This window comes from Devosia sp. P1_H9 (assembly GCF_056405135.1).
The window spans coordinates 205997-225948 of the sequence record NZ_JBFUCQ010000001.1; the positions used below are offsets into that span (position 1 = coordinate 205997).

The window sequence follows — 19952 nt, forward strand, 5'->3', positions numbered from 1 at the left end:
TCGGGCCGTACCCCGCGCTGTGTCCCCCTCGCCCCCAAGGCGAGCGCGGGACGCGGCGTCAAATCATTTTGCGACTGAGGAAACCGACATGATCCGTACCGCTCCCGCTCCGCTTGGCCGCCTGCGCCCGGTGCGCACCCTCCTGCTCGGCACCATCTTTGCCGGCTTCGCCATCACCGGCGCCTCCGCCGATACGCTGAGCGTCACCGGCATCACGTCGGCCGGCGCTGCCGGGATGTACCAGGTCTCGGTCCCCACGGTCGAAGTGGTCGACGGCAACATCAATGAAGGCGCGGTACGTGGCCTGTTCAGTGGCGCCCCCGGCGCGCTCGACGCATTGGCCACCCTCGACGCCAAGTCGGTCACCATCCCCGAAATCAAGATGACCTACCCCGGCTATGGCGATGGCGGCGCCCCGATGGTCGTCACCTATCGCGACGTCACCCTCACCGACGTCACCGACGGCGTCGCCGCTGCCGCCCATGTCGGCGGGGCCGATTTCACCGGCGCCGAAAAGACCACCGGCACCTTCGGCGAAATGTCGATCGGCCGCTTCGACCTTGCGGGCCTGCTCTCCTTCTACGGCCTCACCACCACCGTCACTGCCGGCACCGAGATGAAGGAGGTCTATTCTGACTTCAAGTTCTCCGGCGGCACGCTGTCGGGTGGCGACGTGTTCAAGTGCGAGTTCGGCACCGCCGCACTCGGCAGCTTCAGCGCCCGCCCGCTCAAGCAGAACTTCGCCGAGATCAATACCCTCATAATGGAAGCCGAGGCCGCGCAGAAAGCCGGCACCGAGGTCGCGCCGGCGACCGTCGACAAGCTCGTCCGCTTCTATGCCGATATATTCACCGCGTTCTCCTCGACGCCGATGACCTTCGATGGCTTCAGCTGCTCGGGCAAGGACGAGAAGGGCAACCCGCTCACCGTCGCCTCCGGCCCGATCACCGTCGGCGGCTTCCAGCCCGCCATCTACCCCGAGATATCGCTCAACGATTTCAACATGACCGTCGAGAACGACGGCTTCCTGAACTTCGGCAACTTCACCTGGAAGAAGATGGACTTCACCGCCGCCATCGCGGCGATCGAAGCGGCCACCACGCTCGATGAAGCCTACTTCGCCGCCAATTGGCGCAAGCTCGTCCCCTATCTCGACGGCCTGAGCCTCGCCAACCTCAACATCGACGTGCCCGATCCGGAATCCTCGGGCAAGCGCATCACCGGCACGATCGGCGCCTTCGACGCGACGCTCGGCAATTATGTCAACGGCATCCCGGCCGATATCGCACTCAGCCTCGGCAACTTCATACTGCCGATCACTGCCGAAATGACTGACCTCCCGGTCGCCGACCTGCTCGCCCGCGGCATCGACAAGCTCGATATCTCGCTCGGCACCAAGCTGGCCTGGGACAAGGACACCTCGACCATCAAGGTCAATGACGTGCTGATCGACCTGGGCACGCTCGGCCGCATCAACCTCTCGGGCACCTTCGGCAACGCCACCGAGGCGCTGTTCGCCGATAACACCGACCAGGCCACCATGGCGGCTATGCTGCTCACGCTGCTCGACGTCACCGTCGAGGTCGAGGACCGCGGCATCGGCTCCATCGCCTTCGCCGCCGGCGCCAAGGATGCCGGCCAGCCGGAAGCCGCGTTCCGCACCGCCGTCGCCGGCATGGCCCAGGGCATGACCCTCGCCTTCCTCGGCAACACCACCGAAGCCCTGACTGCGGCCCAGCAGCTCGGCACCTTCCTCAGCGGTGCTTCGCACCTCAAGCTGACGATCACCGCCAAGGACACTGCCGGCATCGGTCTCGCCGATCTCGCCGCCGCGGAAAAGGATCCGACCGCCCTCGCCGGCAAGCTCAACGTAGTCGCCGAAGCCAGCGGCGAGCCGGTCGCGCTCCCCCTCATCGAGACTCCCACCGAGTCCGTCCAGGACCAGAAGCGCGACCTCAAGGCCCCGGCTACGGCGCAGTAAGCCTGGTCTCTCCACACCCACCGAACGGCACCTCCCCCCTTGTGGGGGAGGCTGGGAGGGGGCGCCGCAAGCACCGGCCCCACATCTTCTGCACCTGCAACATAGGACTCTTGTCCCCTCCTCCCCTTAGGCGCACTATGGTGGCCTGAAAGGAGGACTGCCGATGCAAGTCGAGAATATCCTTCAATCCAAGGGCCACACCGTCCACACGGTGGAAGCTGGCGCGCCGCTCTCCGAGGCCCTGCGCATTCTCAATTCCAAGAAGATCGGTGCCGTGGTCGTCGTCGACGCCAAGGGCAAGGTCGCGGGCATCCTCAGCGAGCGTGACATCGTCCGTCACCTCGAAAAGGATCCCGTCGCGGTTCTCGCCGGTCCGGTGCGAAACGTCATGACCACCAAGGTCATCACCTGCACATCTGCGGGCTCGATCTCGGACCTCATGGAAACCATGACCCGCAACCGCATCCGCCACATCCCCATCGTCGAAAACGGCAAGCTCACGGGCATCGTCTCGATCGGCGACGTGGTTAAGCGCAAGATCGAAGAAGCCGAGCAGGAAGCCAACGCGCTGAAAGAATACATCGCGTCGTAGCGATCGGCGTCACCCAGCCGGATTCAGCCACAACCTCGATGCCCACCTCCCCCTTGACGGGGGAGGCAAGCGAAGCTTGGGAGCGAAGCGACCTAGCGCAGCTCTGAGGGGGGTGCCAAGGCCACGATGTTTGCCCACCCCACCTTTCCAACCTTTCCGCGATTTCACCTTGCCGCAACGCCCCGGCAAGCCGACGCACCGCATCCTCCCCTCATTGCCGCTCACCCGATGGGAGACCACGATGACCTCGACCCGTGCCACCGTCCTCGCCGCCCTTGTCGCCGCCCTCGGCCTCACCGCCATGAGTCCCGCTTTCGCCGCCGGCCCAGATCGCCACGGTGACGAAGGCCGCACTCTCGAGTTCCGTCGCGACGGCGGCGGCAACGCCTTCCGCTTCGCCGAGTTCTCCTGCAACGACCGCGCCGCCGATCGGCTGGAGCACCGCCTCGATCGCATGGCCGGCAAGCTCGAGCTGAGCAAGGACCAGGAGAAGCTGTTCGAGGACTTCCGCACCACCGTGCTCACCGCGCAGACCGATTTCGCCGACAAGTGCGACACCATTCGTCCCGCCGCCACCGCCAGCAAGAACGAGCGCCCGGACTTGATCCAGCGCCTCGAGCAGCGCCTCAAGTTCGACGAAGCCCGCCTCGCCGCGATGAGCGAACTGCTGCCGCAGTTCAAGAGCTTCTATGCCAGCCTCACCGACCAGCAGAAGCGCGAGCTTGCCCCACGCCGCCGCATGATCATGCAGGGCATGGAGATCCAGCACCCGGGCAAGCACCTGCCCCATCCCCCCGCCCCGCCCGCCGGCGCCGATTTGGACGGCTGACCCCAGTCCCCGCCGGTCCAGCCCCAACAAGACCGGCCGCGACGCCGTCCCCTGAGAAGCCCCGGTGTCCCCTCCCGCCGGGGCTTCTTCTTGCCTTGCCGACATCGACGCGTACCGACCCCAGCCTATCTTTCGCGCCGCACCGCCCATTTTTCCACACGCCGTGTTGCCGCCGTCATCGCCCTCCGCTAACCATCGATCTCCCTCCTGCGAGCGCCCCGATGACCGCCCTGCCCCTCGATACCGCCCTGATCCGTGCCGAGTTCCCCGCCTTCCGCGAACCGAGCCTCGAAGGCTGGGCCTTCTTCGAGAACGCCGGCGGCTCCTACACCAGCCAGCAGGTGCTCACCCGCCTCGATCACTATTATCGCGCCACCAAGGTGCAGCCCTACGGCTTCTATCCCGCCTCGCGCGAAGCCGGTGCCGCCATGGACCTCGCGCATCGCCGCATCGCGCAGGCGCTCAATGTCGGTATGGACTGGATCCATTTCGGCCCTTCGACTTCAGGCAACACCTACACGCTCGGCCACGCCTTCGCGGGCTGGCTGAAGCCCGGCGACGCCATCGTCGTCACCAACCAGGATCACGAGGCCAATGGCGGCGCCTGGCGGCGTCTTGCCGACCGCGGCATCGTCATCCGCGAGTGGCAGGTCGACCCCGAGACCGGCCACCTCGATCCCGCCGCGCTCGACAAGCTGCTCGACTCGAAGGTCCGCGCCGTCTGCTTCCCGCACGCCTCCAACATCGTCGGCGAAATCAACCCGGTCCACGAGATCGTCCAGAAGGCCAAGAGCTTTGGCGCGGTCACCGTCGTCGACGGCGTCTCCTACGCCCCGCACGGCCTGCCCGATCTGCTCGAGCTCGGGTGCGACATCTACCTGTTCTCCGCCTACAAGGTCTACGGCCCGCACCAGGGCGTCATGGCCATCCGCCCCTCGCTGGCGTCGGAACTCCCCAACCAGGGCCATTTTTTCAACGACACCCAGCCGCGCAAGCGCCTCGTCCCCGCCGGCCCCGACCACGCCCAGATCGCCGCCTCCGCCGGTGTCGCCGACTATCTCGAGCGCGTCGGCGAGCTCGCGGGTGACAGCGTCGAGGGGGCCAATCCGTTCCGCAAGGCCCACGCCGCGATGCGCCGCCAGGAGGAAATCCTCCTCGCCCCGCTGATGGAGTTCATCCGCACCCGCAACAACGTCCGCCTCATCGGCCCCACCGATCCGGCCAAGCGCGCGCCCACCATCTCGCTGGCGCTGAACGAGCTCGCCGTCGAAGCCGCTGATCGCCTGTCGCGCCACAAGGTCATGGCCTCGGGTGGCCATTTTTACGCCTACCGCCTGCTCGAAGCCCTCGGCCTCAACCCCGGCCACGGCGTCCTCCGCGTCTCCTTCACCCACTACACCTCCGAGGCCGAAGTGCAGCAATTGATCGAAGCGCTGGATGCGGAGCTGAAGTAGGCTGTCACGCTACTTCATAGAGATACGAGGGCCCCGAAGATGACTGACAAACCATCGACGCAGGGAGAACCAACCCTCACCGAAGTTCTGCTCGAGGCACTGAAGGGCGCGGCAAAGGCACACGGCGTGTACGAGGCAAAGGAACTGGCTGGCGTCTACGACGACAACTGGCCCCAATGGTACGCCGAACACATGACGCACGCCCTGGAGGAGGCCGGCTACCGCCTCACCAGGGCCGAGACGACCGGCAGGTAGCTAACCGGCCGCGAACACTGCTTCATGCCTTGGAGACTGCATTGGCTAAGTCGGTTTCCTACACCAAACAAACGATCGCCAATCCCAACCCGCTGGCCCGCTTCGCGCACCGGTCGCGGCACCAGCTCTCGCTGTCATTGATCGAAAGCCACTCGCCGCCCGGCGGGTTGATCGTGGATTTCGGCGCCGGCACCGGCGAGATGTTGCACCAGCTCGGCGAACGTCGGCCGGATCTGCGGCGCGTTGCGATCGAGCCGTACATGCAGGTGCACCACGCCGGCTTCCCGCACTTGGCGAACCTCGCCCAGGTCGAGCCCGGGACCGTCGATGTCCTTACGGCGTTCGAAGTCCTGGAGCACCTATCGGATCAGGATGTCGCCGGCTTCATCGCCGCCGCAGTTCGCGCCTGCAAGCCGGGCGCCGCCCTCATCCTCTCCGTGCCGATCATGCAGGGGCTCGCGCTGCCCTTGAAGGAACTGAACCGGCTCCTGCTGTTCCGCCGTCCCTCGGACCATTCGGTGCAGGAACTACTCCAGGGCCTCATCGGGAATCCGGTGCAACGGGCCTCCGATATCCGACGCTCACACAAGGGCTTCGAGCATCGCGCGCTGCGGGCCCTGATGCAGCGAACCTTCGACCTGCAATCGCATTTCAGCGCCCCCTTCACCGCGCTGCCGTGGTGGCTGAACTCCCAGTCGTTCCTGGTTTTCTCCGTCCGCGACCCGGGAACGACTGCCCGGTCCCATCACCAACCCTGATCGTCCCCATCGCCAAAATCCGTTCGACGCGCCCCAGCCACACCAGCTACACAGCGCCGATGTCTCGCCCGCTCGCTGTCCTGCTTCTGCTCATCGCCACCGCCATCTGGGGCTTCGCCTTCGTCGCGCAGAAATCCGCGATGGATCATATGGGGCCGATGACCTTTGCCGGCATCCGCTTCCTGCTCGGCGGCGTAGCGCTCCTGCCCTTCGCCATCTTCGAATTCCGCGCCAAGCGCGCCAGCGTCGCCGCACTCACCCGCCAGCAATGGCTGCTGATCGGCGCACTATCGCTGACCTTCTTCCTCGCCTCCGCCATCCAGCAATACGGGCTGATCTACACCAGCGTCACCAATTCCGGCTTCCTGACTGCGCTCTACGTGCTGTTCGTGCCGCTGATCGCTTGGCTCGCCATCCGTACCCGACCGCACCCGGTGATTTATCTCGGTGCGCCGCTGGCCCTCATCGGCATCTTCTATCTCAACGGCGGCCACCTCGCGGCCTTCAACGCCGGTGATGGGCTGATGGTGCTGAGCGCCGCGTTCTGGGGCGGGCAGGTGTTCCTCATCGGCTACCTGAGCCGCCAGACCGGCCTGCCGGTGGTGCTCTCCGCCCTCAGTTTCCTCGTGGTCGGCGTGCTGTCGCTGCTCGTCGCCTTCGGCTTCGAGGCGCCCGATTTCACCACCATCGGCAATGGCTGGCTCGAAATCCTCTATGCCGGCATCATGTCCACGGCCATCGCCTACACCCTGCAGGCCATCGGCCAGCAGCACGTGCCCGCCGCCAACGCGGCCATCATCCTCTCGGCCGAAAGCCTGTTCGCCGCGCTCGGCGGCGCTTTGCTACTGGGCGAACGCTTGCCCCCCGTCGGCTATGCCGGCGCGGCGCTCATCTTCTTTGCCATCATCATCGTGGAAGCTGTCCCGGCGCTGCTGCAGCGCCGGGTACCCGCCTAGCACTACTTCTGTCGCGTCATCGGGTACTCCTTGCAGAGCACCACGTAGATGCAGACCTTGACGTCGAGGTTGTTGGCGCTGCGCAGCGCTATGAACGCGTCGCCGGTCTGCCCGAACAGATGCAGCTTGCCCTTCCAGCGGTTCTTGCCGTTCAGCTTGGCGTGATCGAGGATCACCTTGTTGAGGTACGGCCGGTTCTTGTCGGTGTCCATGTGGTCGCGCAGGCCCACCACCGTGATGCACAGCTGTGTATTGTCGTCCCCGCACAGGCTCGCCAGCCAGTCTGAACTCTTGTCGGGATGCCACATCCCAGTCACGTCGGCGCTCTGCGCCAGGCTCGGCGTCGCCATCGCCGCCGCCATCAACAAACCCAGTCCGGCTTTCAGAAACCCAGTCATGTAGCTCTCCAGCAGCCCTGCCCGCAGACTATCCGCTATGGGCTGAAAATGTCGCCATTATGAAAGTCCGTCGTCATCTGCTTGTCACGTCGCCTCAATAGCTTGCGGGTGTCCCGGGGCGTCCCCCATTGCCCCGGCCTCTACCCAGTTGCACCCGCCATAATGGCAACTGGACGGTCTTTATGAGCAGGACATCGCCGCCAACTCGTATGTCCTGTGCCGAGCCCCAATTCGGCATTTTATCGGCCGCCCCCGCCAGGCGGCCGATTTTTTGTTGAGAGCTTCCGATTGGCCTCGCCGCCGCCGCCAGCCTGCGGCATGAACACCCGCATGGCCAAGCTCTACTTCTCCTACTCCACGATGAACGCCGGCAAGTCGACGCTGCTGCTCCAGGCGTCCTATAACTATGTCGAGCGCGGCATGCGCACGCTCCTTTTCACCTCCTCGCTCTACGCCGAGGGCGATGTCGGCCGCATCACCTCGCGCCTCGGCATCTCCGCCGACGCCGAGATGTTCGGCGGCGAGGACGATCTGTTCCAGCGCGTCAACGATCACCTGCAGGAATCGAAGGTCGATTGCGTCTTCGTCGACGAGGCGCAGTTCCTCACCTCAGATCAGGTCTGGCAGCTCGCCCGCGTCGCCGACCGGCTCGATGTCCCGGTGATGTGCTATGGCCTACGCACCGATTTCCAGGGCAAGCTCTTCGCCGGATCCGCCGAGCTCCTCGCTGTCGCTGACGAGCTGCGCGAAGTCCGCACCATCTGCTTTTGCGGCCGCAAGGCCACCATGGTGGTGCGCCGCGATGCCGAAGGCGGCGCCCTTCGCGAGGGCAATCAGGTCTCGATCGAGAAATCGGTCTATGTTTCCCTCTGCCGCCGCCACTGGGAAGAAGAAATCGGCCGCTGGCCCCCGAAAGGACCTCGCGCATGACCACCGAAGGCCCCGACCATAACGAGCCGCACGGCGGGCTCACTATCCGCACCCTCGCCATGCCGGCCGACACCAATCCGGCCGGCGACATCTTCGGCGGCTGGGTGATGAGCCAGATGGACATCGCCGGCGCCATCGCTGCAGTCGAGGTGGCGCGTGGCCGTGTCGTCACCGTGGCGGTCGAGGCGATGACCTTCATCGCGCCGGTCAAGGTCGGCGACATCCTTTGCGTCTACACCACCGTCGAACGCGTCGGGAACACCTCGATCACCATCGACGTGGAGTCCTGGGCCCGCCGCAATCGCCTCGCCGACCGGGTCAAGGTCACCGAGGGCCGCTTTGTCTACGTGGCGCTCGACGAAAACGGACAAAAGCGCGTCATCCCATGCTGATCCGACGCCAGTCTGAGCGCCCGGTTCAGCCCCCGTTCAGCCGCGAAGCGGCAATCTGCCCACCATCACGTCCCGGGATGGGTGGCCTCTACCCGGTGATGATGGGGGAGGCGCTGCGCGAGGGATTCCGCGCGGCGCCCTTCCTCCGCAAACTTTCCTCCACCCTGTTGCTGCTCCACCCTTCCAACCGTCATGCGCGGACGCTACGCTCACCTGAGTTGATCTTTCGGTTCGGGGCATTTCGATGAAGCAATTCTTGGCGAGCCTGACTGCACTGGCCGTTCTTGTTCTCGGCACTTTCGCCGCCACCGCGGCCCCGGTCGGCAGCCCGGCCTGGTCGGTCCGTCCCCTGGTGCTGTTCGAAGGGCCCGGCACTGCTTACGACGTCACCGGCGAGATCGACGGCAAGGTCCGCGTCTATGTCGATCGCTGCTCCAGGCAGTGGTGCCGCGTCCATTCCGGCCACGTCGCGGGCTGGACCAGCCTCTACGACATCGCCTTCGGCAAGGTCATCCGCCACCCGTGGCAACTCGCCCCTATCCCCTACAAGTCGGGCGGCCCGGGCCTCGTCTGCCTCTATGAAGGCCACAACTTCACCGGCGACGCGTTCTGCGCCAAGTCGGGCGCCCGCGTCCGCGATTTCCTGCTGCTGCATGCCGACAATCGCTATTCCTCCGTTTCCATCGAAGGCGATGTCTCGGTCGACCTTTGCCGCGATCGCGACTTCCACAGCTACTGCGAGCGCATCAACGACAGCGAAGGCGCACTGCACGGCTTCCTCGACAACAACGTGAGCTCGATGCGGGTCTACTGATCGCCCGCCTCGCGCTCCAGTACAAATGGTCCGCAGCCCCCCGGCGCGGGCCGTTTCTCCGTTGTAATTCAGTCGATTTCCTTTCGAATCGCGAATAATCCTGTGCTCGGCCGCATTGGCGTGCAGCACACCTGCCTGCACCGATCTGCGCCCGCGGAACCGGACCCGGCCCGCCAATCAGGGAACACATCATGAAGCGTCTCCACCTCGTCGCCGCCGCAGCGCTTGCCGCGCTCGCCGGCTTAGCCGTCGCGCCTGCCTTCGCCGCCCCCAACGCCCATGTGCTGCAGGACTCCAACGTCCGCAAGACCGCCAACCCCAACTCACCGGTGGTCAACTCGGTCGAGGCCGGCCAGCTGGTCACCGTCGTCGATTGCCAGGGCACCGTCTGCCTGATCCAGATCCCCGGCCCCGACGGCTGGGTGCGCCAGAACCGCCTCGGCGGCCTCAACAAGGGCAAGCCCGCCTCCAACGTGCCGTTCAGCTTCAGCTTCGGCGTCGGCGGTGACGGCAAGCCGTCCATCTCCATCGGCGTCGGCAACCAGCCCAAGCCCCAGCCGCTCCCCGAGCCGGTCGAGGAAGACCAGGTCTGCTTCTACAAGAACGCCAACTTCAACGGTCAGAGCTTCTGCGTCGAGCCCGGCGACAGCGATGACGCCCTCGGCGGCAGCTGGAACGACTCGATTTCGTCGATCGAAGTGTTCGGCGATGCCGACGTGTTGGTCTGCCGCGATTTCGATCTCGAAGGCATCTGCGCCGACATCAGCTCGTCGAAGTCTTCGCTGCCCAACCAGCTCAACAACAACATCTCGTCCTTCGAAGTTAACTGACCGTCGCCATGGTCGAAACCCGAACGCCGCCCTGCGGGGCGGCGTTTGCATTTTGGACGCATTCCCCACCAAGGATTGGAACTCACTTGGCGGCCGGCCGTTCTCGCCACGCGGCGACAACCGACCCAAGGCCTGCCCAAGGAACGCCCCACAGCGTCACAAAGAGAGGACTCCCCGAAATGTACCCCATCAAATTGGCAGGAGCAGCCGCGCTGCTGCTCGGCTCCCTGTTTTTCGCCAGCGCGGCCAATGCGGCCGTCGCCACCAGCACCGTCAACGTCCGCAGCGCACCAGTGAGTGGCGCCGTCGTCGACGTGCTCCGCCCCGGCCAGGAGGTCGAGATCGACCGCTGTTCCGGCGGCTGGTGCTACGTGCTCAAGTCCGGCCCCGATGGCTGGGTCTCCGCCAGCTATCTCAGCGACGATGATTCCGGCTATGACGACGGCTCCGGTTACGACGACGGTTCGGGCTACGATGACGAAGACGACATCGATACCCGCGTCATCGTTCCTGATCGCCCGGGCCCGGGCCGCCCCGACGTCGACGTCAGCATTGGCTTCGACGTCCCCGGCTTCAGCTTCCAGGTCGGCTCCGGCGGCTTCGACATTCGTCCCGGCCGTCCGGGCGGCACTCGTGATCGCGTCTGCTTCTACGAGCGCACAAACCTGCGCGGCGACAGCTTCTGCGCCCGCCCGGGCGAGCGTCTCGCTCGCCTCGGCCGCTGGGACGACACGATCTCGTCCATCGAAGTCCGCGGCGATGCCCAGGCTCTCATCTGCGAACGCCCCAACTTCAACGGTCGCTGCATCGTCATCTCGCGCACCGTCGGCAACCTCCGTGGCGCCACCGGCGAAATCAGCTCTATCCGCGTCCGCTAACCCGGCTCGCTTCGCCCCCCCGAACGCCGCCCCTCACAGGGCGGCGTTTTTCATCGTGCTAGCGCCGGAAGATCGCGTCGAGCAGCTGCCGCTCGATCCGCGCCAGGTCCTCGGCGCCACGCAGGCGCGGGCGCTCGTGTTCGACCAAGATGTCGAGCGCAATCTTCCCCTCGTCCAGCACGATCACCCGATCGGCCAGCGCGACCGCCTCGGCAACGTCGTGCGTCACGAACAATGCCGTAAACCCCTGCTCCTGCCACACCCGCTCGACCAGTCCCTGCATGGTGATGCGGGTCAGCGCATCGAGCGCTCCAAGCGGCTCGTCGAGCGCCAGGAAGTCCGGCCGGCTGACCAATGCCCGGGCCAGCGCCACGCGCTGCCGCTGCCCGCCCGACAGTTGCGACGGCCAATCGTCTGCCTTCTCGTCGAGCTGCACCTCGCGCAGCGCCGCCAGCGACTTGTCCCGCGCCGTGCGGCCGGTCTGACCCGGTCCCAGTCCCACCGCCACATTGCCGGCGACGCGTTCCCACGGCAGCAGCCGCGGCTCCTGGAACACGATCCGGGCATTCGGCGTCACCGTCTCGCCGGCCGAACCAATGAAGCTGATCCGTCCAGCGGTAGGCTCGTCGAGCCCAGATAGCAGCCGCAGCAAGGTGCTCTTGCCGCACCCACTCTTGCCGACGATGGCGAGAAACTGCCCGGCCGGCACCTCGAGATCGAGGCCGCGCAACACCGAGACATTGCCGAACGACTTATCCAGCCCCTCGATGCGGATGCCGACCGCGCCGCTGCGCTCTACCGCAGGGGACGGCGCCCGCGGGCCATACTCGGGCTCGATCGTCTTGCCCCACGCGTTGAACTTGCGTGCTGGTTCGATGTGGCTCATCGGATCACCCTTTCGCCGGAGTCTGGTATGCGGGATGCCATTGCAGCGTCCGCCGTTCGAGGAAGCGCGCCGTGGCGTCGGCCAGCTTGCCGAGCAGCGCGTAGATCACCAGCGCCAGCACCACCACGTCGGTCATCATGAATTCGCGCGCCGAGTTCGCCATGTGCCCGATGCCCGACGATGCATTCATCGTCTCGGCCACGATCAACGTCAGCCACATGATGCCGAGCGAGAACCGAAGCCCCACAAAGATCGAGGGCAGCGCGCCCGGGAAGATCACCTTGCGGAACAGCGTCCAGCCGCTCATCCCGTACACCCGCCCCATCTCGATCAGCTGCGGATCAACCGTCCGCACCCCGTGCAGCGTGTTGAGATAGATCGGGAAGAACACCCCGAGCGAGGTGAGGAACAGCTTCGCCTCCTCGCCGATCCCGAACCACAGGATCACCAGCGGAATCAGCGCCAGGTTGGGAATGGTGCGGAGCATCTGCAGCGTCGTATCGGTGAGCCGGTGCGACAGGCTCGAGACACCATTGGCGAGCCCGAGCAGAAAGCCGATCGAGCCGCCCACGAAAAGCCCCGATAGCGCCCGCTGCGCGCTGACCGCGATATTGACCCCGAGTTCACCCGAGACCGTCTTGTCCCAGAAGGCACGGAGGACGTCGAGCGGCGCCGGCATGAGCCGGTTGCCGATCAATCCCAGGCTCGACGCAACCTGCCATGCGACGACGATGGCCGTCGGCAGAAGCAGGGGGAGCGCGCCGCCCAGCCGGGACGAAATCCAGCGGCCGGCCTGGCGGAGGTTTGGCCCGCCCGGCAGGGCGGCCTGTTTGGGAAGATCGGCAACCAGGGTCATTTGGCCTCTCCTCAGAGTTCTGGCGTGAACCAGACGTCGGCGATCGAGAGCTTCTTGGGGATGATCCCCAGGCCGAAGAACTCGTCGGCGAGCGCCTGCTGATAGGCGAGGATGGTATCGTCGAGCGCCAGGATATTGCCGAGGTCGGCGCCCTTGCGGGTCAGGACGATCTTCTGGATCGGCTCGGGCACGCCGGTCGCCTGCGAGATCAGGCCGACAGTGGCGTCGAGATCGGCCTGCGCGGCCTTGCCCACCTTGGCGAGCTCGTCGATCACTTCGGCGACGATCGTCGGGTTTGCTTTGGAATAGGTGCCGTTACCCAGGTAGTAGCCCCACGAATCGACGAGCCCTTCGGTGGTCACCAGCACGCGGGTGTCGGGGTCCTGCTCGGCGATCGCGAAGTAGGGGTCCCAGATGATCCAGGCGTCGATCTGGTTGCTAGCAAAGGCCGGCGCCGCATCCGGCGGCCCGAGATCGAGCGCGTCGATGTCGCTGAGGCCCAGCCCCACCGAGCGCAGCGCCTTGACCGCAAAGTTGTGCGAACTGGAGCCGCGCTTGAACGCAACTTTCTTGCCCTTCAAATCGGCGATCGACTGGATCGGCGAGTCCCTCTTGACCAGAATTGCCGAGCCCGCGACGCTGCCCTTGGTGGCCGCGATGTAGACGAGATCACCGCCCGCCGACTGGGCGAAGAGCGGCGGGATGTCGCCGGTCGAGCCGAAGTCGATGGCGTTGGCGCCCAGGGCTTCGAGCAGCGGCGGACCGGAGGTGAACTCAGACCAGGTCACCTTGATGCCGCGGGCTTCGAGCCGCTTTTCGAGGGCGCCCGAGGTCTTGGCGAGCGCGAACACGCCGCCCTTCTGCCAGCCGATGCGGAATTCCTTGGCGCTGTCCTGCGCCCGCGCGGCGCCTGGTATAATCGCCAGCGCCGAAGCGGCGGCAAACAGTTTCAGTGTCGATCTGCGATCGATCATGGTCGTCTCCATCAGTAAGGGAAAAATCAGGCGATCGCCCGCAGCGGCCCCGCCGCCTCGGTACGCTTGCTCTGCAGCCGCCAGTTCAGCTCTTCGGCCACCCGCTCGATCCGGCCCAGCAGCAGCGAATTGTGCGGCTGGTGCTCGGCGAAGTCGGTCTCCGTCGCGTAGATCCCGGTGGCGATGATATCGGCCGAAAAGAACGCGAACAGCGGCCTCAGCCCATGGTCGATCACCAGCGCATGCCGCTCGCTGCCGCCGGTCGCCGACAACACGATCGGCTTGTCCTTCAGCGCCTTGGGCTCGATCAGGTCGAACAGGTGCTTGAACAGCCCGGTATACGTGCCCTTGTAGACCGGCGACCCGACGATCAGCGCATCCGCGGTGGTGATCTCCGCGATCAGCTCCTGCAGATCCTGCGGCGCCTGCCGCGGGTCCAGCGTCGAGCCCAGCGAGGGGTGGATCTCCGTCAGGTCATAGATCGACACCGCTGCGCCCGAACGCTTTGCAGCAGCGCCGGCTATGGCTTCGACCAGGTTGCGGGTACGCGAGGGTTGCGACGACGAGCCGGCAAAGCCGACAATCTTGAGGCTGTTGGTCATCAGGCGCTCCGCTCTTCCAGGGTTTCGGCACGCTCGACGAACCGATTGACCGGCCGCTTGAGCCCGAGGTTCTCCCTGAGCGTCGTGCCTTCGTATTCGGTCCGGAACCAGCCGCGCTTCTGCAACACCGGCACCACCTGGTCGACGAAGTCCGTCAATCCCGTCGGCAGCACCGGCGGCATGATATTGAACCCGTCCGCCGCCCCACCGTGGAACCACTCCCCGATCGCATCGGCCACCTGCTCGGGCGTCCCGACCACAGTCCGGTGCCCACGAGCCGTGGCGAGCGACAGATAGAGTTCCCGCAGTGTCAGCCCGCGCGCCGCGAGGTCCGACACCAGTTTCAGCCGGCTCTTGTTGAGCTCGGTATCGGTGGGCAGCGGCGGCGCCTTGTCGTCGAGCGAATAGCCCGAGAGATCGACCCCGACATAGTATTGCTTGAGGATCGACCAGGCGATCGTCGGGTGCACCAGCGACTGGATGAACTCGTAGTTCTCCTTCGCTTCCCTCTCCGTTCCCCCCAGCACCGGGAAGATCCCGGGCATGATCAGCAGCTGCTCCGGCCGGCGACCGAACTTGGCGAGCCGCCCCTTCACGTCGGAGTAGAACTCCTGCGCGTCGGCCAGCGTCTGGTTGGCGGTGAAAATCACCTCCGCCGTCCGCGCCGCCAGCTCACGGCCCGGCTCGGAAGCGCCGGCCTGCACCACCACCGGCCGGCCCTGCGGCGAGCGCGCCACGTTGAGCGGCCCGGCGACATCGAAGAACTTGCCGTGGTGGTTGACCTTGTGGACCTTGTTGGGGTCGAGAAAGATGCCGCTCTCTTTGTCGCGGATCAGCGCATCGTCCTCGTAGCTGTCCCAGAGGTCGAGGACGAGATCGACGACTTCCTCGGCGCGCTCATAGCGATTGGCGTGCGCCGGGTGGCCGGCAATGGAGAAGTTCTTCGACACATCGGCGCCAGTCGTCACCACGTTCCAGGCACCGCGGCCCTTCGAGACATGGTCCAGCGAGGCGAACTTGCGCGCCAGGAGGTACGGGTCCTCGTACGTCGTCGAAGCCGTCGCCACGAACCCGATGTGACTGGTCACCTGCGACAGCGCCGACCACAGCGTCACCGGCTCGAAATGCGCCGAATGGCTGACCCGGCTGCGTGTCTCGGGGTCCTTGTCGCCATCCCAACCCGCCGGGCTGTCGGCCACGAACACCAGGTCGAACTTGCCGGCTTCCGCCGTTTCGGCCAGCCCGCGATAATGGTCGATACTGTGCCCGGCGTCGGCGTCCGCATCGGGATGGCGCCAGGCCGCGATATGGTGCCCAGTCGCCATGATGAAGGCGCCGAGCTTGAGCTGTCTGTTCTCGGTGGTCATTTCGGCATCTGTCCCCGGTGCCGTGCTCCATGCCCGGCTTCGATGCCTATTAAACTACTAAATCACTATACATTGTCGACTGATGGCTTTGCGCCGATCTCGCGCTTCGAGAGCTTTTTTTGCCCTGTGGAACCGAATTCCCGGGAACGGCGAGCCCCGCGACTCAAAACTGAGTGGTTTCCGCAACCGACGTTCAGCGCCTTATCACCGCCATATGCTGCTCTGTCGCCGGCCGCACCACCCAGCACTCCACCAGCCCCCCTTCCCCACCCCCGAATACCGCGGCGGCCACGCCCGCACGGCATCCGCGTCGTCTGCCTCCGCTCCGAGGCCATGCCCGAGACCTGGCCCGTGGCCCCCGAGCACGCCGAAATGTTCAAGGAGTTCAAAGCCTACATGACCTCAGGCACCGTCCTCGGCCGCATGACGACCCTCGCCGAGCTCGCCAGCGCCGCCGCCTTCGCCGCCTCCGACCGCGCCACGGCCATCAGCGGCGCCATCCTCAACGCCACCTGTGGCTCGGTCATGGACGCGGATCGACCGCCAACAAACCGTCGTTCTGCACGCGATTTCCACTGCAACGATAAATACACGCTGCCCTGTTGCTTGTGACAATATCTACTGACATCATCCGCCATCAGTTATTCTGTCGGTATCTGAATATTCGGCTCGGGGGCGAATGCGATGAACGACAGGTGGCAGAATGTTGTGCTGCGGAACATGCATCCGAAGCTGCGGATGTTCTCTAATTGCGACCCGGACGTCAGTTCCGCCAAATCTGAGGTACAGCCGGCACTACGAGTAAAGACCCAGCAACTGGCCGCGGTCACGCCGCCCGTTGCCACGGCCATAGCGCCCGCCGACGCGCCGCGTCGCGGCACCGCCAAGAAGAGCGGCGTCGATGTGCAGGCGCAGCGCGAGGCCGTCGAAGTCAGCGTCTTCGTGCGTGCGACCGACACGCTGCCGCCGGTCGCCGGCCAGCAGACCCTGCGCGGCATGGGCACTCGGCGCATGTCGCTCGACGAGGCATATGATCTCGCCCGCGACGGCAGCACCATCTTCATCGAGCCGGCCGACGCACTGAAGCTGCCGCGCCCGTTCAAGGGCAGCGCTGGCGCCACCGCTCCCGCTGCCCGCGCGCCCGATGCCACCGCGGCTCAACTCGGCGACGGCAAGGGCATGATGATTGGCATCATCGATGTCGAGGGCTTCGACTGGGCCCATCCGGACTTCATCTCCGCCGGCAAGTCCCGCTTCGTCAGCATCTGGGACCAGGGCGCGAAGGAAGGGCGCGACCGCAAGGGCCTCAAGCGCGGCCGGGTTATCACCGCTGCGGCGATGGAGGCGGCGCTCGCCGACGCCGAGGCCATCCACGTCTCGCCACACGATCTCGAGCCGCAATCCCAGATGGTCGTCGGATCGCACGGCACCCATGTCGCCTCGATCGCCGCCGGCAACAGCGGCATCTGCAGCGGCGCCGAGATCGCGGCGGTGCTGATCGCGGTGCCCGAGGACGAGATGGATCGCCGCACCTCGTTCTACGATTCCACCACCCTGCTCGATGCCATCTATTACCTGCTCGATCTCGCCGGCGAGCGCCCTATCTCGATCAACATCAGCCTGGGCACCAACGGCCACGCCCATGACGGATCCAGCATCCTCGATCGCTGGATCGATGCATTGCTCACGGAACCGGGCCGCTCCATCTGCATCGCCGCCGGCAATGCCGGCCAGGAACGACCCGAGGCACCCGACGATCTCGGCTACATGATGGGCCGCATCCACGCGAGCGGCAGGATCGACGCCCAGGGCCTCGACCATATCCTCGAGTGGCAGGTGGTCGGCGACAAGATCAAGGACGCCTCGGAAAACGAACTCGAAATCTGGTACGAGCCGCAGGACCGTTTCGCTATCAGCATCCGCCCGCCCGATGGCGACTGGATCGGCCCGGTGCAGCCCGGCGAGTTCATCGAGAACCATCAGCTGCCCGACCGCACCCTGATCAGCGTCTATAACGAGCTGCACCACCCCACCAACGGCGCCAACTACATCGCCGTTTATCTCAGCCCATTCTTCGGCACTGACGTGATCGTCGGCATCCCCTCAGGCACCTGGGAGGTGAGGCTGCATGGCCGGGTCATCCGCGACGGCGCCTTTCACGCCTGGATCGAGCGCGACGATCCGGCGGATCTTGGCGACGGCAACTACTTCTGGCCCTCGTTCTTCACCGAAGCCTCGCATGTCGACACTTCGTCGGTCAGCGCCCTCGCCTGCGGCCAGCGCGTCGTTTCCGTCGCAAATCTCGATGAACTGAAGCGTCGCGCCCACATCACCTCAAGCCAGGGCCCTACCCGCGACGGCCGCCTGAAACCTGACATCACTGCCCCCGGCACCCGCATCGTCGCCGCCAACGGCTTTGGCGACCCGGACAACCTGTGGATCGAGATGACCGGCACCAGCATGGCCAGTCCCTATGTCGCGGGTGTCGTCGGCCTGATGCTCGCCGCCGAGCCGACGCTCACCGCCGCGCAGATCCTCGGCATCATCAAGGCCACGTCCCGCCCGCTGCCCGGCGCCACCTACAAATGGGCCAACGATCTCGGCTTCGGCGTCATCTCGCCGGCCGCCTGCGTCGCCGAGGCCTCACGCGCACTGGATCGCATCGAGCTCAAGAAGTCGGCTCCGGCAAAGCCGGCCATCGCCGCCGGCGCTGCCGCCGCCGGCCCGGCGCGTCGGCGCAACGCCCCTCCAAAAGCCGTTCCAACCCGCCGCCCCCCGACCGCCGAGGACAAGTCATGAAGATCACTCTCCTGCCCTCCGGCAAGGGCGATTGCCTGTTGCTCGAAGCCGGCGCCGTCAGCATCCTCGCCGACGGCGGCATGCCCGACGCCTATGCCGCCGAAGCACGGGGCTTCCTCGGCAAATGGGCCGAGGACACCGGCAAGCATTTGGATCTGGTCTACGTCTCGCATGTCGACCAGGACCATATCGCGGGCGTCCTGCAACTGCTTGAGGACACCGTGCTCTGGCGCGTCTACGACCACAAGCATGGCCACGGCCTGCCGGCCACCAAGCCGTCCTTCCGGAAGCCGCCCGAGGTCAAGCGCATCTGGCACAACGCCTTCAAGACCATGGTCGATGAGTCCGAGGCCATCGGCAGCGTGCTCGCCTCCCGCGCCAACAGCCTTTCCAGCTCTTCCACCCCGACCCTGCTTCGCCTCGCCGACGCCTTCCGCTCCGTCGCCAACTCCATCCCCGAAGCCATCAAGGTGTCGCGCCGCATCGCCGCCGACCAGTTGAACATCCCGCTGAACGCCGAATTCGGTCACTTGCTCGCCATGGTGCGCGGCCAGGAGGTGATCAGCCTCGCCCCCGGCAGCACCCTCGAAGTCCGCCTCATCGGCCCGTTCGAGAAGGATCTCGAAATCCTCCGCAAATACTGGAAGAACTGGCTCGCCGATGCCGGCAACGCCGGCAGCGTCGCCAAGCTCGAAGCCTGGCTCGAGGACAACGAAGGCCCGGTCCCGCCCGGCTTCGGCGTCTCGATCGATGACGAACTCGGTCACCGCCAGAGCGTCACCGAACCCAACCTCGCCTCGCTCATGCTGCTGCTCGAGGAGCCCAAGGCCGGCGGCGGCACCACCCGCGTCATCATGAGCGGCGACGGCCATTCCGAGGATATCCTCGCCGGCCTCACCCATCACGGCCGCCTCGCCGATGGCGGGGGGCTGCATGTCGACGTGCTGAAGCTCCAGCACCACGGTTCCGAGAACAATCTCGACCGCGCATTCGTCAAGCGCATCACCGCCGACAACTACCTGATCTGCGCCAATGGCGAGCACGAGAACCCCGACCTGCGCGTCCTCGAAGTTCTGCTCGACTCACGCCTCGGCCCGGCCGACAAGCTCTCGCCCAATCCGGAGGCTGGCCAGCCGTTCACTATCTGGCTCAACTGCAGCACGGCCTACCTGGAAAAGCAGCAGGCCGCGTTCATGGCCAAGAACAACAACAAGCCGTCCGACAAGCTGACCAAGTGCCTCGCCCAGTTCGCCGCTATCGAGCAGAAACTCGCCACGGCCAAGCAACAGAGCCACGGCCGCCTCAAGCTGAAATACCTGAAGAACAAACCGCTAGAGCTGGAGGTCTGAGCCGGGGCTGAAAATCCCCGGCGCCGCATGCTAGTCTCCGCCAATCCAGCGG

At 65.7% G+C, this 19952-nt stretch carries 21 protein-coding genes; 15 read left to right on the forward strand and 6 right to left on the reverse strand.

Going from position 1 to position 19952, the window contains the following annotated elements; all coding sequences use genetic code 11:
• The first annotated feature begins 88 nt into the window (after positions 1–88).
• From AC1DYL_RS01000 to AC1DYL_RS01030, 7 genes are all read left to right on the forward strand, one after another.
• Positions 89–1981, forward strand: coding sequence for a hypothetical protein (locus AC1DYL_RS01000; protein ID WP_477171719.1), 1893 nt, complete (start codon positions 89–91; stop codon positions 1979–1981).
• A gap of 163 nt (positions 1982–2144) precedes the next feature.
• Positions 2145–2573 carry a CBS domain-containing protein gene (locus tag AC1DYL_RS01005; protein WP_477148870.1) on the forward strand — a complete coding sequence of 143 codons (429 nt, stop codon included), beginning with the start codon at positions 2145–2147 and terminating at the stop codon, positions 2571–2573.
• Between the two features lie 241 nt (positions 2574–2814).
• A complete protein-coding gene (locus tag AC1DYL_RS01010) occupies positions 2815–3402 on the forward strand; it encodes a Spy/CpxP family protein refolding chaperone (protein ID WP_477171720.1) in 588 nt (195 codons plus the stop codon).
• Between the two features lie 221 nt (positions 3403–3623).
• On the forward strand, positions 3624–4856 hold the full coding sequence (locus AC1DYL_RS01015; protein ID WP_477171721.1) for an aminotransferase class V-fold PLP-dependent enzyme: 1233 nt from the start codon (positions 3624–3626) through the stop codon (positions 4854–4856).
• Positions 4857–4895: 39 nt separating this feature from the next.
• Positions 4896–5111: a hypothetical protein gene (locus tag AC1DYL_RS01020; RefSeq protein WP_477171722.1), complete on the forward strand. Its 216-nt coding sequence runs from the start codon at positions 4896–4898 to the stop codon at positions 5109–5111.
• Between the two features lie 41 nt (positions 5112–5152).
• Complete coding sequence (locus AC1DYL_RS01025; RefSeq protein ID WP_477171723.1) at positions 5153–5869, forward strand: class I SAM-dependent methyltransferase; 717 nt, start codon at positions 5153–5155, stop codon at positions 5867–5869.
• 59 nt (positions 5870–5928) lie between these two features.
• Complete coding sequence (locus tag AC1DYL_RS01030; protein ID WP_477171724.1) at positions 5929–6825, forward strand: DMT family transporter; 897 nt, start codon at positions 5929–5931, stop codon at positions 6823–6825.
• A 2-nt stretch (positions 6826–6827) separates the two neighbouring features.
• Here the strand turns inward: AC1DYL_RS01030 and AC1DYL_RS01035 are convergent, their stop codons facing one another.
• On the reverse strand, positions 6828–7223 hold the full coding sequence (locus AC1DYL_RS01035) for a DUF2147 domain-containing protein (protein ID WP_477148864.1): 396 nt from the start codon (positions 7221–7223) through the stop codon (positions 6828–6830).
• Between the two features lie 330 nt (positions 7224–7553).
• Between AC1DYL_RS01035 and AC1DYL_RS01040 the strand changes: the two genes are divergently transcribed.
• The 5 genes from AC1DYL_RS01040 (at position 7554) to AC1DYL_RS01060 (ending at position 11067) form a co-directional block, all read left to right on the forward strand.
• Positions 7554–8153, forward strand: coding sequence for a thymidine kinase (locus AC1DYL_RS01040; RefSeq protein WP_477148863.1), 600 nt, complete (start codon positions 7554–7556; stop codon positions 8151–8153).
• A complete protein-coding gene (locus AC1DYL_RS01045) occupies positions 8150–8545 on the forward strand; it encodes an acyl-CoA thioesterase (RefSeq protein WP_477171725.1) in 396 nt (131 codons plus the stop codon). The genes AC1DYL_RS01040 and AC1DYL_RS01045 overlap by 4 nt, the downstream gene beginning before the upstream one ends.
• Positions 8546–8789: 244 nt before the next feature.
• Positions 8790–9359, forward strand: a complete 570-nt coding sequence (locus tag AC1DYL_RS01050) for a peptidase inhibitor family I36 protein (protein WP_477171726.1) — start codon at positions 8790–8792, stop codon at positions 9357–9359.
• A gap of 191 nt (positions 9360–9550) precedes the next feature.
• Positions 9551–10189, forward strand: coding sequence for a peptidase inhibitor family I36 protein (locus AC1DYL_RS01055; RefSeq protein ID WP_477148860.1), 639 nt, complete (start codon positions 9551–9553; stop codon positions 10187–10189).
• 179 nt (positions 10190–10368) lie between these two features.
• Positions 10369–11067 (forward strand): SH3 domain-containing protein, encoded by a 699-nt coding sequence (locus AC1DYL_RS01060; RefSeq protein WP_477171727.1) that lies wholly within the window; start codon positions 10369–10371, stop codon positions 11065–11067.
• Between the two features lie 58 nt (positions 11068–11125).
• Here the strand turns inward: AC1DYL_RS01060 and AC1DYL_RS01065 are convergent, their stop codons facing one another.
• The 5 genes from AC1DYL_RS01065 to AC1DYL_RS01085 are packed head-to-tail and all read right to left on the reverse strand — an operon-like array spanning position 11126 to position 15752.
• Positions 11126–11953, reverse strand: a complete 828-nt coding sequence (locus AC1DYL_RS01065) for an ABC transporter ATP-binding protein (RefSeq protein ID WP_477148858.1) — start codon at positions 11951–11953, stop codon at positions 11126–11128.
• A gap of 4 nt (positions 11954–11957) precedes the next feature.
• Positions 11958–12809 carry an ABC transporter permease subunit gene (locus AC1DYL_RS01070; RefSeq protein WP_477171728.1) on the reverse strand — a complete coding sequence of 284 codons (852 nt, stop codon included), beginning with the start codon at positions 12807–12809 and terminating at the stop codon, positions 11958–11960.
• A gap of 11 nt (positions 12810–12820) precedes the next feature.
• Positions 12821–13783 carry an aliphatic sulfonate ABC transporter substrate-binding protein gene (locus tag AC1DYL_RS01075; protein ID WP_477171729.1) on the reverse strand — a complete coding sequence of 321 codons (963 nt, stop codon included), beginning with the start codon at positions 13781–13783 and terminating at the stop codon, positions 12821–12823.
• A gap of 26 nt (positions 13784–13809) precedes the next feature.
• Entirely contained in the window at positions 13810–14385 is a 576-nt protein-coding gene (msuE, locus tag AC1DYL_RS01080; protein WP_477171730.1) for an FMN reductase, read from the reverse strand.
• Positions 14385–15752, reverse strand: a complete 1368-nt coding sequence (locus AC1DYL_RS01085; protein ID WP_477171731.1) for an LLM class flavin-dependent oxidoreductase — start codon at positions 15750–15752, stop codon at positions 14385–14387. The genes msuE and AC1DYL_RS01085 overlap by 1 nt, the downstream gene beginning before the upstream one ends.
• Positions 15753–16085: 333 nt before the next feature.
• Between AC1DYL_RS01085 and AC1DYL_RS01090 the strand changes: the two genes are divergently transcribed.
• The 3 genes from AC1DYL_RS01090 (at position 16086) to AC1DYL_RS01100 (ending at position 19900) form a co-directional block, all read left to right on the forward strand.
• A complete protein-coding gene (locus AC1DYL_RS01090; RefSeq protein ID WP_477171732.1) occupies positions 16086–16364 on the forward strand; it encodes a hypothetical protein in 279 nt (92 codons plus the stop codon).
• 72 nt (positions 16365–16436) lie between these two features.
• Positions 16437–18551, forward strand: a complete 2115-nt coding sequence (locus AC1DYL_RS01095) for a S8 family serine peptidase (RefSeq protein WP_477171733.1) — start codon at positions 16437–16439, stop codon at positions 18549–18551.
• Positions 18548–19900, forward strand: coding sequence for an MBL fold metallo-hydrolase (locus tag AC1DYL_RS01100; RefSeq protein ID WP_477171734.1), 1353 nt, complete (start codon positions 18548–18550; stop codon positions 19898–19900). The genes AC1DYL_RS01095 and AC1DYL_RS01100 overlap by 4 nt, the downstream gene beginning before the upstream one ends.
• Positions 19901–19952 lie beyond the last annotated feature (52 nt).

Coding starts and splice junctions, on each gene's coding strand:
- AC1DYL_RS01000 (WP_477171719.1), top strand. CDS start 89: ATGATCCGTACCGCTCCCGCTCCGCTTGGCCGCCTGCGCCCGGTGCGC.
- AC1DYL_RS01005 (WP_477148870.1), top strand. CDS start 2,145: ATGCAAGTCGAGAATATCCTTCAATCCAAGGGCCACACCGTCCACACG.
- AC1DYL_RS01010 (WP_477171720.1), top strand. CDS start 2,815: ATGACCTCGACCCGTGCCACCGTCCTCGCCGCCCTTGTCGCCGCCCTC.
- AC1DYL_RS01015 (WP_477171721.1), top strand. CDS start 3,624: ATGACCGCCCTGCCCCTCGATACCGCCCTGATCCGTGCCGAGTTCCCC.
- AC1DYL_RS01020 (WP_477171722.1), top strand. CDS start 4,896: ATGACTGACAAACCATCGACGCAGGGAGAACCAACCCTCACCGAAGTT.
- AC1DYL_RS01030 (WP_477171724.1), top strand. CDS start 5,929: ATGTCTCGCCCGCTCGCTGTCCTGCTTCTGCTCATCGCCACCGCCATC.
- AC1DYL_RS01035 (WP_477148864.1), bottom strand. CDS start 7,223: ATGACTGGGTTTCTGAAAGCCGGACTGGGTTTGTTGATGGCGGCGGCG.
- AC1DYL_RS01040 (WP_477148863.1), top strand. CDS start 7,554: ATGGCCAAGCTCTACTTCTCCTACTCCACGATGAACGCCGGCAAGTCG.
- AC1DYL_RS01045 (WP_477171725.1), top strand. CDS start 8,150: ATGACCACCGAAGGCCCCGACCATAACGAGCCGCACGGCGGGCTCACT.
- AC1DYL_RS01050 (WP_477171726.1), top strand. CDS start 8,790: ATGAAGCAATTCTTGGCGAGCCTGACTGCACTGGCCGTTCTTGTTCTC.
- AC1DYL_RS01055 (WP_477148860.1), top strand. CDS start 9,551: ATGAAGCGTCTCCACCTCGTCGCCGCCGCAGCGCTTGCCGCGCTCGCC.
- AC1DYL_RS01060 (WP_477171727.1), top strand. CDS start 10,369: ATGTACCCCATCAAATTGGCAGGAGCAGCCGCGCTGCTGCTCGGCTCC.
- AC1DYL_RS01065 (WP_477148858.1), bottom strand. CDS start 11,953: ATGAGCCACATCGAACCAGCACGCAAGTTCAACGCGTGGGGCAAGACG.
- AC1DYL_RS01070 (WP_477171728.1), bottom strand. CDS start 12,809: ATGACCCTGGTTGCCGATCTTCCCAAACAGGCCGCCCTGCCGGGCGGG.
- AC1DYL_RS01075 (WP_477171729.1), bottom strand. CDS start 13,783: ATGATCGATCGCAGATCGACACTGAAACTGTTTGCCGCCGCTTCGGCG.
- msuE (WP_477171730.1), bottom strand. CDS start 14,385: ATGACCAACAGCCTCAAGATTGTCGGCTTTGCCGGCTCGTCGTCGCAA.
- AC1DYL_RS01085 (WP_477171731.1), bottom strand. CDS start 15,752: ATGACCACCGAGAACAGACAGCTCAAGCTCGGCGCCTTCATCATGGCG.
- AC1DYL_RS01090 (WP_477171732.1), top strand. CDS start 16,086: ATGCCCGAGACCTGGCCCGTGGCCCCCGAGCACGCCGAAATGTTCAAG.
- AC1DYL_RS01095 (WP_477171733.1), top strand. CDS start 16,437: ATGAACGACAGGTGGCAGAATGTTGTGCTGCGGAACATGCATCCGAAG.
- AC1DYL_RS01100 (WP_477171734.1), top strand. CDS start 18,548: ATGAAGATCACTCTCCTGCCCTCCGGCAAGGGCGATTGCCTGTTGCTC.